We start from the raw sequence: 14,367 nt of genomic DNA on the forward strand, positions 1-14,367 counted from the left end.
GGCACCCAAGACCATCCTTATCGCCATCGCACGCCAGCTTCTCGTCATCCTCAATGCCATGATCCAGAAAGGTCAGACTTTGCAGATCACATGATCAACACAGTTGCCCCCACGCACGCCAACCCGTTCCTGACCGGCATGCACACGCCCATGACCGAGGAACGGACGCTCACCGAACTGGCCGTGACAGGCACGATCCCCGCCGGGCTCGACGGGCGCTACCTGCGTATCGGCCCCAACCCGGTCGCACCCGATCCCGCCTCCTATCACTGGTTCATCGGCGACGGCATGGTGCACGGGCTCGCGCTCGCCGACGGCCGGGCCGTCTGGTATCGCAACCGCTGGATCCGTTCCAACGCCGTCGCCAGGGCGCGCGGCGTCGCCCCCGCGCCGGGGCCGCGCCATGATTTCGATACGGTAAATACCAATGTCGTCGCGATCGGCGGCCGCACCTTCGCCCTGGTCGAGGCAGGCAGCTACCCGGTCGAGCTCGGCGAGACGCTCGACGACCAGTGCTACAATCCGTTCGACGGCACGCTGCAAGGCTCCTTCAGCGCGCACCCGCACCGCGATCCGAAAACCGGCGAACAGCACGCGATCTGCTACGAGGGCCACGAACCGGGCATCATCCGCCACGTCGTCGTCAATGCCACCCGGCAGGTGATCCGCGAAGAACCGGTCGCTGTAAAGCACGGCCCGATGATCCATGACTGCGCAATCACCGATCGCTTCGTGATTATCCTTGATCTGCCGGTCACTTTTTCGATGAAGACCCTCGTCGCGGGACACGGCTTCCCCTATCGCTGGAACCCGGCACACGCCGCACGGGTCGGACTGATGCCGCGCCAGGGCCGGCAGGAAGACATCATCTGGTGTCCGGTGTCCCCTGGATATGCTTTCCACGTCGCCAACGCCCATGATACGGCAGACGGAAAGGTTATCCTGGATTTATGTGTCTATGATACGATGTTCGGAACCGGCGCTCAGGGGCCGGATGCACGATCACGCGGACTGGAACGCTGGATCATCAACCCCGCCGACCGCACGGTCACCATCCGCACGCTCGACGCCGCACCGCAGGAATTTCCCCGCCCGGACGAACGTTTCTTCGGCCAGCCCTATCGCTATGTCTGGAGCCTCGCCCTGCCGCCTGATCCGGCAGATCGCTTCATCGACGCCACGGCGCTCTACGCGCACGACCTTACGACGGGCGAACGGCAGATCCACGATTTCGGCGCCAACCACTATCCCGGCGAGTTCGTCTTCGTGCCCGAGACAGCGGACAGTCCCGAAGGGCATGGCTGGCTGATCGGCTTCGTCATCGACATGGCAACAGAAACGACCGACCTCGTCATCCTCGATGCCCGCCGGTTTCAGGAACCACCCGTCGCAACCATTCATCTGCCCCACCGCGTACCGCCCGGCTTCCACGGCAACTGGATCGGCAGGGGTGAAACCCGATGAACAGTCTGCGCCGTCGCAGCCCCGGTCTTGCGCTCATTTTGCTCGATCTGACGGTAAATTTCGCCGCTCCCGTGCTGATCTACGACCGGATGCAAGCCGGCTGGGGCGACGTGCAGGCACTCCTGGCCTCGTCCATGCCGCCGTTGCTGTGGAGCGTCGGCGGATTCGTGATCAGACGACGGATTGATGCGCTTTCCCTCATTGCCCTGGCCGGCATCGCACTCTCACTGCTCGCCTTCATCGGCAGCGGATCGGCACGACTGCTGGAGTTGCGCGAACAGGCGGTGACATTTCTGATCGGCCTGGCCTTCCTCTTCTCGGCTGCGATCGGCAAGCCACTGATCGCCCCGCTGGCACGGGCCACAATGGCACGCCAATCCTCCCAGGCCCTCGCCGATTTCGACACGCACCGAAACGATACCCGCGTCCGGTGCACCATCATGGTCATGACACTGGTGTGGGGTTTGGGTCTCCTGGCAAACGTCGTCGTCTCGGTCGCGCTCATCTACAGCCTGCCGATCAGCACATATCTCGTGGTCGGCCCGATCCTCGGCTACCCCACAATGGGGGGCCTCGCGCTATGGACGCTTCTGTACCGGCGCCATCGGATACGGCATGGCACCATGGGCCAAGCTCCGACCACGACATAAGACACAATCTTAACGATTTACTAATCCTTGAAAGAGACCTTACCGGCTCCCACTCCGCCCATGGAAAAGCCCGATGACCAGGATCGCCCCCATACAACCGGAGTCGATCCCCATCTCCTTTCCAGGAGCAGAGAGCGACACCTCGAAGGCCGGGGGCGCCCCGCCCGGCGGCAACCGTTCCGACAAGTCTCCGCCCCCCGCTGAAGGCGATACCGTCACCCTGTCGCCCGAAGCCATTGCGGCATTGGCCTTCCTTTCAGCCGAGGCGGCAAACAGCCCCGAAGCCCTCCACAACGTTCCCCTCCCATCGGCCGCACTTCCAGCCGACTCAGACCAGATCATGGACCCGGACACACCACTTGTCCCGGCAGGCCAGATCCCGCCAGCCGCCGACGACGCCGCGCAAGCCACCATGGATCAAGCTTTCATCATGATGGCGACCGCTGAAGAAATGTCCAATCCCGCCACCCGGGAACGGGCTTATGAACGTACCCTGATGTCGGCTCCGGATCAGGCCACCTCGCCGGCCAGCCACGAGAGCACCGCCCTTCTCCTGAAGCAGGCTCAAACAGACCCCACGATCCCCGACAGGACACAAAGCGGCGGCCGCGCGACCGAGGAAGAGATATTGACCGAACGTCTGCTCAACAGCGGACTGGATCAAGAACCGGGCACGCATCTCCCGGCCGCTCGCCATATCGGCAACGGGCCGCACATCACGCAGACCGATACCGACGCCATCGTGCCGGACCTTTCCCCCGACCTCACAGAGACGCTCGATCCCGAATCCCTCGCCCAGGAGGTCCAACATTTCCCCGGAGTCGACGAGCGAATGGTCGCAATGTATGCGCCCGCAATGGGTAACCGCACGATCCAGGAGCCCGTGCAGGAGACCGAGGGTGAGGACCTGTCCCCGGAGCGGACCGGTCAGGTAACCGGTGCCTTTCTCGATACCGTCGCTGCCTGGCAGGGAGGCCGGCTGAACGCGCTCTATCCTGTGATCTTCTTCGAGACATTGCGAATGAGGATCCGTGACGGCGGCATTGTGTACGACAAACCGGTACATCTTGTGCTGGGCATGCGCCTCGACGGCACTATTGACGTTCTCGGCCTATGGATCGAACAGCACGAAAGCCCCGCACTGGGGCAGCACATCATGGATGCGCTAAAGAAGCGGAGCGTGGAAGATATCCTGATGGCTGTGGTCGATGAGCATAACGACTTTCCGGCTGCCATCCACACGGCCTTCCCGCAGGCACTGATCCACCCCTCGATCGACCACCTGTTGCACCATCTGCCCGATTTCGCCGCTTTGCAGGGCTATCCACCCATCGCCGGGAAAATGCCCTTCGCCACAGTTGCGGACAGCCCGTGGGGACGGATGCTCCTATCCGCCATGAGCACCATCAAGGCGATGCAGGCAATGCTCGGACGGACTGTCCAGGCACGCGGCTATTTCCCCGACGACCAGGCCGCGCTGGCTTTTCTGTTCCTCATCCTGAACCCAGCTAGAAAAGCCGCGTCGTGAGAAACCTTGAACCCCAGGTCGTTACATGCGCACCAGGGCAAGACCATAAAACACGGCCGCAAGGCCGAGTAGCGTAAAAGCGACACCAAGAACCCGGCCACGATGGCGGCGCACGCATTCCCGGGACTGGTCGGGGGTCATGGCAAACGGTTGGTCCATCACCGGCCTCCTCAGCCCATGATCAGAAAATGATCGGCCAACAGGCCGCAGAACAGCAGGAACAGATAGAGCAGCGAGAAGCGGAATGCCCGCCGCGCCGCGCCGTCACCGGTCAGACTTACGCCGGCCGCATCCTGCCGGTCACGCAGCACACCCACCGCACATCCCACGAATCCGGCATTCAGCAGCACCGCGGTGACGGAATACAGCCATCCCGCCTGATGCAGCACCGACGGCACCAGCGACACCGCCGAGAGGATCAGCGTATAGATCAGGATCTGCCAGCGCGTATGCCGGGCTCCGCGCACCACCGGCAGCATCGGAATGCCCGCGCGGCCGTAATCCTTGCACGCATAAAGCGACAACGACCAGAAATGCGGCGGTGTCCACAGGAACACGATCGCGAACATCACAACCGGCATCACATCCAGCGATCCGGTCGCCGCCGCCCAGCCGATCATGGGCGGAAACGCGCCAGCCGCCCCGCCGATCACGATGTTCTGCGGCGTCGAGCGCTTCAGCCACATCGTGTAGATCACGGCATAGAAGAAGATCGAAAACGCCAGGATAAACGCGGCCAGCGCATTCGTCGCCAGCCACATCAGCAGCACCGACGCCGTCGACAGACCGATGCCGAACCCCAGCGCCTGATCCTGATGAATGCGCCCGTCAGGAATGGGACGCCGCGCGGTACGGGTCATGATCGCGTCGATATCGCGGTCATACCACATATTGATCGCACCTGCCGCACCCGACGCCATGCAGATGCACAGGATGGCAACGCACGCGATCACCGGGTTCAAATGGCCCGGCGCCATGGCCATGCCGGCCGCACCGGTAAACACCACCAGCGAGATCACGCGCGGCTTGAGCAGCGCGAACCAGTCGCGGGCCTCGGTCCCGACCAGCGCCGCGTCGAAACGCGGCGTCTCGGAGGCAGATGCGCTGGCGCTCATGCCCCGGCCCCTCCGACCATGAAGCCGGCGAAGGAGTCACGCGGCGCGGGCGAGGGCAACGTCCATTCCAGGGTCCGGGCACCCGCCCCCCAGTAATTGCCCGAAACACGGCGTCGCCCCAGCAGCGCCACGGCCAGCACGGCAACGAAGGCGAGCATCGACAGGCCCTGCATCGCCACACCCGCCATCACGCCACCCGGCAACACGCTCAAGACGCTGCCGCCGACCGCCAGCGCCACATGCAGGCGCCCCATCCATTCAGGATAGGCGCCACCGGCCATCTTGCCGATCCAGTAATAAAAACCGCCAAACGCGGCAAACAGCGCCGCCGGCAGCAAGAGTGCATGCGCACCGGCCCCGCCATCCGCCAGCACCTGCAACGGCGCAGCAACCAGCATCGCCATGAAGGCGACCGCCCACAGCATCGGCACACGGAAGACCGGCCGCCCGGCCATAATCGTCCTGCCCCACGCCACCAGCAGTACCAGCATCGGCAACGCCATGACGGCCTGCTCGATCAGCGGCCGCGCATCAGGTTGCGCCACCAGCCCCGTGGCGAAGACATCATGCACCCAGACCGACGCCCCGCCGACCGAGAGCACGACCATCGCCCCCAGGGCGGTTTCGCGCAGGCGCAGTCCGACACCCGAGAAGGTTTCGACCAACTGGCAGATCACACCGGCCGCCGGCAGCAGCAGCAGCCCGACTTCCGGGCCGGAAAAGGCATGCATCGCCCTTACCACAATATCGAAGCCCGCACCGGCCAGCAGACCGCGCGTCAGCGCCGCCGCCAGCACCGGAAGGACGATCACCATCATCATCGCCGTCAGAACCTGTGCCCAGACGAACAGCGGCATGGCACCCAGCGCGACGGTACGGCCACGCATATTCAAGGCCGTGGCAACAATATTGATCGCCAGTCCCAGCATCGCCACGCACCAAAGCACCATCGCGGCCGCCGTGGACACACCGGCCACGACCAGACCGAAGCTGAGGGCCACCCCGGCCCAGCAGGCCAGATTCAGGCGGCGGAACGCCATGTCGGGCGCGCCCAGCAGCAGTGGCACGAACCACGAACCGAAGCCACCGACCAGAGCAGGCAGGGCGCAGAACAACACCATCAGCGCGCCGTGATCGATCGCCATCCGGCCCCACGAGGCATCTGTATCCACCCCGATGCGCAACGGCAGCGCCAGCCCCCCGCCGATCAGGCCGGCCAAAACCGCCATGACCAGATAAAGCGTTCCAACCGCCTTATGGCCGCTTAGGCCGCCGCCCCGCATCAGGAAGCCCCCGGCTGCGACCTTCGTCCGGACCTGCCTCTCTGCCGGCATACGCCACTTCTCCTGCGCCGATGGGTCGCCCGGAGGGCGACTGTGCTCGAAATCATGATCATGTTACCGAAACTGGACACTCAAGACGAGAGCCAGCAGCCCCCGCCTCCGGCATGGCCGGCATTCCGGTCATGCCGACACGGCGGAGCTGCTTCAGGCGGCGGGCTTCTCCACGCGGGCCGGCGCGGCCAGGCGCGGCAGGGTAACCAGCGTGAACAGACCGGCAGGCGGCACCGGCTGAATGGTGGCGCGGGCCAGATCGTCAGGCGGCAGCAACGCTTCCATCGCGAAGTCCGGATGCCAGCCCAGCGAATGCGAGGCCCGCGCCATGCCGCGTTCGACCGCCAGCCGCACGCCGCCCGTGGCCAGGAAATGGTTGACGAACAGGATATGCCCACCCGGCCGCACCACGCGCTTCAGTTCCGCCAGCAAACGGCGGGGATTGGGCACGACCGACGCTACGAACATCGCCACCGCGATATCGAATGACGCATCCGCGAACCGCGTATCCTCGGCATCCATTTCCAACAGGGCGTCGATATTGCGCAGGTTCATCCGCGCCACCCGCTGGCGCGCACGATCCAGCATGTCGCCCGACAGGTCGATTCCGGTAATGCGCTTGTCAGCGCGATAATGCGGCAGGGCCAGACCGGTACCCACGCCGACCTCCAGCACCGCCGCCCCCGGCAGGCCATTCACGGCAGCGACCGCCCGCTTGCGCCCGAAAGCCGAAACACCACCGAAGACCGTGTCATAAACTCCGGCCCACCGGCGATAGGCGGCCTTGACAGCCGCGGCATCGAGGGCTGAACGCGGAACCGGGGCGCAGGCAAGGCCAGCCGCTGCATCCGCCTCGGCTGGCGCATCTTGAAGAACGTTGCTCATCGGGAACCCTCTGTGCCCTGCCGGGCGATTGTCTTCAAGGGGATAGCGGACCAAAGCCCCATGCCACAGCGCAAATCACCCATTCCTTTTCCTCGTCCGCCGTCCCGGCGCCCGTTATTCGCCACCGTCGAGCCGCCGCAGGATGCAGTCCCAGATCAGCCCGGCGGAATTGATGCCATCGAAACGATCGATTTCCTGCAACCCCGTGGGCGACGTGACATTGATCTCCGTCAGCCAGTCCCCGATCACGTCGATCCCCACGAAGATCAGCCCCTTCTCTCGCAGCATCGGCCCGATCGCCTCGCAGATCTCACGATCCCTGGGACTGAGTTCGACCTGCACGGCCTTGCCGCCCACATGCATGTTCGACCGCGCCTCGCCCTGCGCCGGCACGCGGTTGATCGCACCGATCGGCGCGCCATCGGCCAGGATGATCCGCTTGTCCCCCCGGCGCACCGCCGGCTCATAGCGTTGAATCATCAGCGGCTCCCGCGAACGCGCGAAATGCATCTCCAGCAGCGAATTGAGGTTCTCGTCATCTTCGCGGATGCGAAACACACCCGCCCCGCCATTGCCGAACAGCGGCTTGACGATGATATCGCGCCATTCGGCGCGGAAATCGCGGATCGCCAGCACATCCCACGTCACCAGGGTCGGCGGCATCAGGTCAGGAAAATGCGTGACCAGCAGCTTCTCGGGTGCATTGCGCACCCATTCCGGGTCATTGACCACCAGGGCCTTGCCCGGCCCGACGCCATGCACATGCTCCAGCATATGGGTGGCGCTGATATAGGCCATATCGAAGGGCGGGTCCTGGCGCATCAGGATCACATCCATCGCGGCAAGGTCGATCACCTGCTCATCGCCCAGCTCGGCATGATCGCCCGCAACCCGCCGCACCCGCACCGGGCGCGCCCGCGCCGTCAGCCGCTCGGCCCGCGTGCCACCGGCCACACGCCCCTCACGCAGGCTCAGCCCCTGCACCTGGTAGACGAACAGATCATACCCCCGCGCCTGTGCTTCCAGCATCAGGGCAAAAGTCGAATCACCATTGATGTCGATCCCCGACAAGGGGTCCATCTGCACGGCAACCTTCAGCGAGCGGGACATGAACGCGACCTCCAGGCACAATCCGATACCTTGATGACACGATCTGTCACCGGCCCCTGCTTCTTAGTCGAGTTCTCGGCCGCGAAAAACCTCATAGCGCATTCATCCCGACAGGTTCGGGGTAGGAAATGGCCATAATCTCGATCAGGTCCGCACCCGACGGGGTCATGACCCGCACTTCATCCCCCACATGGCCACCAAGCAGGGCTCGTGCGATCGGCGATGCCAGACTGACCTGCCCCACCGCCAGATCAGCCTCGTCCACCCCCACGATCACGACCGTCCGCTCCTGGTCCTCCTCCGTCACATAAGTCACGGTGGCCCCGAAGAAGACCCGATTCCGCTGGGTCTGCGCCGCCGGGTCGACCACGATCGCCTTCTCGATCCGGCGCGTCAGGAATCGCACACGCCGGTCGATCTCGCGCAGGCGCCTCTTGCCGTACAGGTAGTCGCCATTTTCCGAACGGTCGCCATTGCCAGCGGCCCAGGACACGATCTCCACGATCTGCGGCCGCTCTTCATACAGCAGGGCACTCAGTTCCCGCCGCGTCGCCGCCATGCCGGTCGGGGTAATGTAGCGACACACCCCGTCTATGGCGCGCGGCCGCGCCTCGTCATCGTCGTCATCATCGTGCGTCATGGGCCGCATACTGCCTCAGCAGGCAGTGAGTGCAAAATGGATGTGCCCTTCCAGCCGTGCCCCCGGCGCCAGGATCGTGATCCCCCGGTCGGTCACGCCGGCGTGGTTCAGCGCATCGTTCATGTTGCTCACCGGCTCGATCGCGATAAAATTCCTGTCCGGCGGGGTAAACAGCACGAGGTGCCGAAAGGTCGGGCTGGCCGAAATGGTCAGTGCCAGCCCGTCATCCGGCCAGCGCAGAAAGGCCGCGCCATCCCAGCCGGCATAACAATTGTCGATCGCCTGGTCGGTGACGGCGCGCATATGCTCGAACGACCATTCGCCCGTGGCCGGCACGCGCAACGCCGGCAGGTGCCGCTCGTCATTCGTCCACACCGTATCGGCTGAAAACCCCACCTTCACCCCGCCACGCCGGGGAAAATAAGGATGGAACCCCAATCCGACCGGCTGCGGCCGCTGGTCGATATTCTCGATCACCATCCCCACGGCCAGGCTGTCCTCGCGCAGGTCGAAACGGGTCTGCGCACGGTAGGCGAACGGCCATTCATCCATCGGGCGATCATAGGGCGGATGCCATTCCAGTTGCAGCGTGGCACTATCGTCGGCCAGCAATTCCAGTTCCCATGAATGTTCCCAGGCATTGCCGTGGATCACATGCTGCTCGCCGCCGAAATTCGGTTTCATCCTGTATTCCGCGCCATCGAAGCGAAAATGCCCGTCCGCGACGCGATTGGAGAACGGCACCAACGGATAGGCCGCAACCGTGTGCCCCTTCTGTGCCAGCAGGTTCGGGTCGCTGACGGCTTCGAGCACGCAGACCCCGCCACTTTTCCAGAAGGTCACCGCACCGCCCAGTTCGGGAAGCAGGCCAAGCCGCGCCGCTCCCGCCTTCAGTTCGATCATCCGTTTCTGTTCCCGTCCCTGTTCACCCCAGAGCTTTCCCACCGGACACAGGTCGGTGGAAATGCTCTGACTTAATTGTTTTTACGAACATCCTCACCCGTTCGACCGCAAAGATTCAAACAGGATCTACTCTCCAGAGCCATATCCGTTCACACTGGTTCACCGATATGACTCTAGACTATTGATTTTTCGAGCATCTTTATCCGAACAGATCAATCCATCTGGTCGGATGATGCTCTAGCGTCCGCCCCGCCGACGGCCACCGCGCGCCTTGGCCGGGTCGTAACCGCCACCACCCGGCCCCAGCGGTTCAGGCCCCTGCCCTTTCCGCCGTGGCGGCCGGCCGGTGCTGCCGGCGACACCCGCTGTCGATACCGGCACGGGCACCGGGTCCAGACCCAGATCCAGTGCCTCCAGCCGCTTGATCTCGTCGCGCAGCCGCGCGGCGGTCTCGAATTCCAGGTCCGCCGCCGCCGCGCGCATCCGCTTTTCCAGTTCCGCGATGGTACTGCCCAGATCCTTGCCGACAAATTCCGCCACGTCGGCCCCCTTGGTCGGCGTAACGGTCACGTAATCCTGCTCGAAGACCGAGGAAAGCGCCTCGCCGATATGCTTGCGGACCGATTGCGGCGTGATCCCGTGTTCGGTGTTCCATTCCGACTGTTTTGCCCGCCGCCGCGCGGTTTCCTCGATCGCATAGCGCAGGCTGTCCGTCATGGTATCGGCATACAGCAGCACGCGCCCGTCGATATTGCGCGCCGCCCGCCCGATGGTCTGGATCAGCGAGGTGCGTGAGCGCAGGAACCCCTCCTTATCCGCATCCAGGATCGCTACCAGCGAGCATTCCGGGATATCCAGCCCCTCACGCAGCAGGTTGATGCCGATCAGCACGTCGAACGCTCCCAGGCGCAGGTCGCGGATAATCTCGATCCGCTCCAGCGTATCGACGTCGGAATGCAGGTAACGGACCCGGATACCGGCTTCGTTCATGTAATCCGTCAGATCCTCGGCCATGCGCTTGGTCAGGGTGGTAACCAGCACCCGGCCTCCGGCCGCGATCGTCGTGCGGCACTCCGCCAGCAGATCGTCCACCTGCCGCTCCACCGGCCGGATCTCGGTCACCGGATCGATCAGCCCGGTGGGGCGGATCACCTGTTCGGCGAACACGCCCCCCACTCGCCCCATCTCCCATGGCCCCGGCGTGGCGCTGACGAAGACCGTCATCGGACGAAATTTGTCCCACTCCGCGAATTTCAGCGGTCGGTTATCAAGACAGGACGGCAGGCGAAACCCGAATTCCGACAGGATCGACTTGCGCGCGAAATCCCCCCGCTCCATGCCGCCGATCTGCGGCACGGTCACGTGGCTTTCATCGACGATCAGCAGCGCATCCTCGGGCAGGTATTCGAACAGCGTCGGCGGCGGGTCGCCCGCCTTGCGGCCCGAGAGGTAACGGGAATAATTCTCGATTCCCTTGCAGACGCCGGTCGTCTCGATCATCTCGAGGTCGAACGTGGTCCGCTGCTGCAACCGTTCGGCTTCCAGCAATTTACCTTCCGCCGTAAAGTCGGCCAGCCGCTGGCGCAGTTCGTGCTTGATACTCGTCACCGCCTGGGTCAGCGTCGGGCGCGGCGTCACGTAATGACTGTTGGCGTAGACACTGACCTCCTGCAGGTCCCCGGTCTTGTCGCCGGTCAGCGGATCGAATTCGGTGATCGAATCGATCTCGTCGCCGAACAGCGAAACCCGCCAGGCCCGATCCTCGTTCTGCACCGGAAAAATATCGACGGTCTCGCCACGCACGCGAAAGGTTCCGCGCTGGAAAGCGGCATCGTTGCGGCGATATTGCAGTTCGACCAGCGCCTTGACCAGCTTGTCGCGGTCGATCTCGCCCCCGGTTTCCAGCCGCACCACCATGCGCGAATAGGTCTCGACCGACCCGATACCATAGATGCACGACACCGAGGCCACGATAATGACGTCGTTGCGCTCCAGCAGCGCCTGGGTGGCGGCATGGCGCATCCGGTCGATCTGCTCGTTGATCTGGCTGTCTTTCTCGATATACGTGTCCGAGCGCGGCACATAGGCTTCCGGCTGGTAGTAATCGTAGTAGCTGACGAAATATTCCACCGCATTGTCGGGGAAGAACTGCTTCATCTCGCCATAGAGCTGTGCCGCCAGGGTCTTGTTCGGCGCCAGGATCAGCGTCGGCCGCTGGGTGGCCTCGATGATCTTCGCCATCGTGAAGGTCTTCCCCGACCCGGTCACGCCCAGCAGCACCTGATCGCGTTCTCCCGCGCCGATCCCGGCCACCAGTTCGGCGATGGCGCGCGGCTGATCGCCCGCCGGTTCGTAGGGCGACTGGATGACCAGCCGCCGCGTCTTCTCCTTCGCCGGCTGGCGTTCGGGCTGGAAGGTCACGATCTCTTCCGACGGATCGGGACGACGGGTCTTTTTGCGGGCGGGCGGGGGCATGGTTCAGGACTGTGGGGATCACACGGCGCCAGCGCAAGAGCCCTAACGCGCACATCAGCCGGCACGCCAGGATTACCGATTCGATTTTGGAATCCCGCCGCCGGTCCCTACACTGGTCGGATGGACGGTACCCTGTCCCCCCAATCCGCCCCCTATGTCCGGGTCGTCGATCTGGAAACCAGCGGCCGCGACGCCGCCCATGGCGGCGTCGTCGAGATCGGCTGGCAGGATGTGATGCACACACCCGACGGCTGGCATCTGGCAGCGCCTCCCTGTGCGCAGCTCACTTATCCCGGCGGCCCGATCGCACCATGGACCACAGCGATCCACCACATCACCGACCAGGACGTGTGCGACGCCCCGCCGATCACCGCCGTCGCGCCCGCAATCCTCCATCCGCCGGCTCGCCCTCAGGCGTTCGCAGCCCACCGCGCCAGTTTCGAGCAAACTTGGCTGCGCGCCCTCCTGCCTCCCACATTGATGGCCGGCACCAGATGGATCTGCACCTATAAATGCGCGTTGCGCCTGTGGCCGGACGAACCCGGCCATTCCAATCAGGGGCTGCGCTATTCCCGCCGCCCGGCGGGACTGGAGAAGCATCTGGGCAATCCCGCCCATCGCGCCGGCCCCGATGCCTACGTCACGGCCCACCATCTGCGCGACATGCTGGCGCTGGCATCAGTGGAGCAATTGCTGCGCTGGTCGCGCCAACCGGCGCTTCTGGTAAAAGTGCCGCACGGCCCGCTGCGGGGCCGCCGCATCGGCACACTGACATCCTCCGATCTCGACCGACTGCTGGCCAGCCCCAAGCCACCCGGCCCCGACCTGGCCTTCGCTCTTCGTACGGAACGCGCCCGCCGCGCGGGGCACGACGACGCCTCTATACAGCAACTCGCACTCCCACTCTAACGTCTCCGAAGGACTGCGAGGTTCAGCCTTCGACAGGCGCGGGTACCCGCGCCTGCCGCATCAGGTCCGCCTGCCGCGCCGCCAGTTTGGCCGCATCGAAATCGGCGATGAGTTCCTGGAACAGTCGGTACCAGTTCAGCTTCGCCCCCAACCGCAGGAACACGCTGCCAAGACCGATCGCCGAGCGGTCCACCAGCACAAACTCACGCGGCGGGCGCACTCCCCCGGTCTGTTTCAGGCCGGCATACACCCGCTCGGCCACCACGCGGCCATATTGCGGGTCGTCATTTTCCTGGATCGCCCGCACCCGATCCTGCATCAGCGGCTCATAGATAAAGCGTGCCCACTCGTTCAGCACCCGCATGGTCTCGCGCGACATGTCGGTAAAGCCCCATGCCTGATAGGCATGATAAGCCAGATCCTCGTCATTGGTCTCCAGCGCGCGATACAGGTCAATGATCCCCTGCACGAACCGCGCCGGGAAGATCCGAATCGCCCCCATATCCAGCAGATTCAGCCCGTAATCGGACCGCACGGTGAAATTGCCCATATGCGGGTCACCATGGATCACACCATTGCGATAGAGCGGCACATACCAGGCATGGAACAGCGCCCGCGCCATGGCATTGCGCTGCTCCTGCGCGGGGTCGGTATCCAGCACCGACTGCACGCCCCGCCCATCCAGCCAGTCCATCACCAGCAGCCGCCGCGTCGTCAGGTCCTCGACCGGCATCGGTATACTGACATCGGAACACTCGGCCAGCATCAGATTGTAAAGCCGCAGGTTCGCCGCCTCGCGCAGATAGTCGAGTTCCTCCTGCAACCGGGCCGTCAGCTCCACCAGCACGTCGTCCTGCTTGATCGTACTGTCGATGCGGTAATAGAGCCCCACCGCCATGCGAAACTGGCGCAAGTCGGAATCCACGGTCGCCTGCATGTCCGGATATTGCAGCTTGCACGCCACCCGGCGCCCGTCCGGCAGCACGGCCCGATGCACCTGACCCAGACTAGCCGCCGCCGCCGCCTCATGCTCGAACGAGCGAAAACGCCGCTCCCAGTCTCGCCCCAGTTCGGCAGCCATGCGGCGACGAACGAAACTCCATCCCATCGGCGGCGCGTTGGCCTGAAGCTGCGCCAACTCCGCCGCATATTCATCCGGTAGCGCACCGGGAATGGTAGAGAGAAGCTGCGCCCCCTTCATCAGCGGCCCCTTCAGGCTGCCGAGAACCGATTTCAGATCACCGGCATGGGTGGCGCTGCTGGTGCGCAGCCCCATCTTATGGCCCGCGATGCGCGCGGCGATGCCGCCGACCGCACCCGACGTCCGCACCATCCGGCGCAGTTCGCCGAACAT

13 protein-coding genes are annotated in these 14,367 nt (G+C 64.3%); 4 read left to right on the forward strand and 9 right to left on the reverse strand.

Going from position 1 to position 14,367, the window contains the following annotated elements:
• Positions 1-90 precede the first annotated feature (90 nt).
• The 3 genes from HLH25_RS10675 (at position 91) to HLH25_RS10685 (ending at position 3,642) form a co-directional block, all read left to right on the forward strand.
• Complete coding sequence (locus tag HLH25_RS10675; protein ID WP_182974056.1) at positions 91-1,464, forward strand: 8'-apo-carotenoid 13,14-cleaving dioxygenase; 1,374 nt, start codon at positions 91-93, stop codon at positions 1,462-1,464.
• Positions 1,461-2,114: a VC0807 family protein gene (locus tag HLH25_RS10680; protein WP_182974057.1), complete on the forward strand. Its 654-nt coding sequence runs from the start codon at positions 1,461-1,463 to the stop codon at positions 2,112-2,114. The genes HLH25_RS10675 and HLH25_RS10680 overlap by 4 nt, the downstream gene beginning before the upstream one ends.
• A gap of 73 nt (positions 2,115-2,187) precedes the next feature.
• Positions 2,188-3,642 (forward strand): transposase, encoded by a 1,455-nt coding sequence (locus HLH25_RS10685; RefSeq protein ID WP_182974058.1) that lies wholly within the window; start codon positions 2,188-2,190, stop codon positions 3,640-3,642.
• Between the two features lie 21 nt (positions 3,643-3,663).
• On the opposite strand, the gene HLH25_RS20015 is transcribed toward HLH25_RS10685, so the two are convergent.
• The 8 genes from HLH25_RS20015 to uvrB all read right to left on the reverse strand — a co-directional run bounded on the left by HLH25_RS20015 (position 3,664) and on the right by uvrB (position 12,104).
• Positions 3,664-3,801 carry a hypothetical protein gene (locus tag HLH25_RS20015; protein WP_183010607.1) on the reverse strand — a complete coding sequence of 46 codons (138 nt, stop codon included), beginning with the start codon at positions 3,799-3,801 and terminating at the stop codon, positions 3,664-3,666.
• Between the two features lie 11 nt (positions 3,802-3,812).
• Positions 3,813-4,757: a heme o synthase gene (cyoE, locus tag HLH25_RS10690; RefSeq protein WP_182974059.1), complete on the reverse strand. Its 945-nt coding sequence runs from the start codon at positions 4,755-4,757 to the stop codon at positions 3,813-3,815.
• Positions 4,754-6,091, reverse strand: a complete 1,338-nt coding sequence (locus HLH25_RS10695; RefSeq protein WP_182974060.1) for a cbb3-type cytochrome c oxidase subunit I — start codon at positions 6,089-6,091, stop codon at positions 4,754-4,756. The genes cyoE and HLH25_RS10695 overlap by 4 nt, the downstream gene beginning before the upstream one ends.
• A 153-nt stretch (positions 6,092-6,244) precedes the next feature.
• Positions 6,245-6,976: a class I SAM-dependent methyltransferase gene (locus HLH25_RS10700; protein ID WP_182974061.1), complete on the reverse strand. Its 732-nt coding sequence runs from the start codon at positions 6,974-6,976 to the stop codon at positions 6,245-6,247.
• 114 nt (positions 6,977-7,090) lie between these two features.
• Positions 7,091-8,086 (reverse strand): glutathione synthase, encoded by a 996-nt coding sequence (gshB, locus tag HLH25_RS10705; protein ID WP_182974062.1) that lies wholly within the window; start codon positions 8,084-8,086, stop codon positions 7,091-7,093.
• 91 nt (positions 8,087-8,177) lie between these two features.
• Positions 8,178-8,726 (reverse strand): transcription elongation factor GreB, encoded by a 549-nt coding sequence (gene greB / locus HLH25_RS10710; RefSeq protein ID WP_182974063.1) that lies wholly within the window; start codon positions 8,724-8,726, stop codon positions 8,178-8,180.
• Positions 8,727-8,741: 15 nt separating this feature from the next.
• A complete protein-coding gene (locus HLH25_RS10715) occupies positions 8,742-9,629 on the reverse strand; it encodes an aldose 1-epimerase (protein WP_182974064.1) in 888 nt (295 codons plus the stop codon).
• Positions 9,630-9,866: 237 nt separating this feature from the next.
• Positions 9,867-12,104 carry an excinuclease ABC subunit UvrB gene (uvrB, locus tag HLH25_RS10720; RefSeq protein ID WP_182974065.1) on the reverse strand — a complete coding sequence of 746 codons (2,238 nt, stop codon included), beginning with the start codon at positions 12,102-12,104 and terminating at the stop codon, positions 9,867-9,869.
• A gap of 120 nt (positions 12,105-12,224) precedes the next feature.
• On the opposite strand from uvrB, the gene HLH25_RS10725 reads away from it, so the two are divergent.
• Positions 12,225-13,013, forward strand: coding sequence for a DNA polymerase III subunit epsilon (locus HLH25_RS10725; protein ID WP_182974066.1), 789 nt, complete (start codon positions 12,225-12,227; stop codon positions 13,011-13,013).
• A 22-nt stretch (positions 13,014-13,035) separates the two neighbouring features.
• On the opposite strand, the gene HLH25_RS10730 is transcribed toward HLH25_RS10725, so the two are convergent.
• Positions 13,036-14,367 (reverse strand): ABC1 kinase family protein, encoded by a 1,332-nt coding sequence (locus tag HLH25_RS10730; RefSeq protein WP_182974147.1) that lies wholly within the window; start codon positions 14,365-14,367, stop codon positions 13,036-13,038.

It is taken from the genome of Gluconacetobacter dulcium (assembly GCF_014174165.1).
GTDB lineage: Bacteria > Pseudomonadota > Alphaproteobacteria > Acetobacterales > Acetobacteraceae > Gluconacetobacter > Gluconacetobacter dulcium.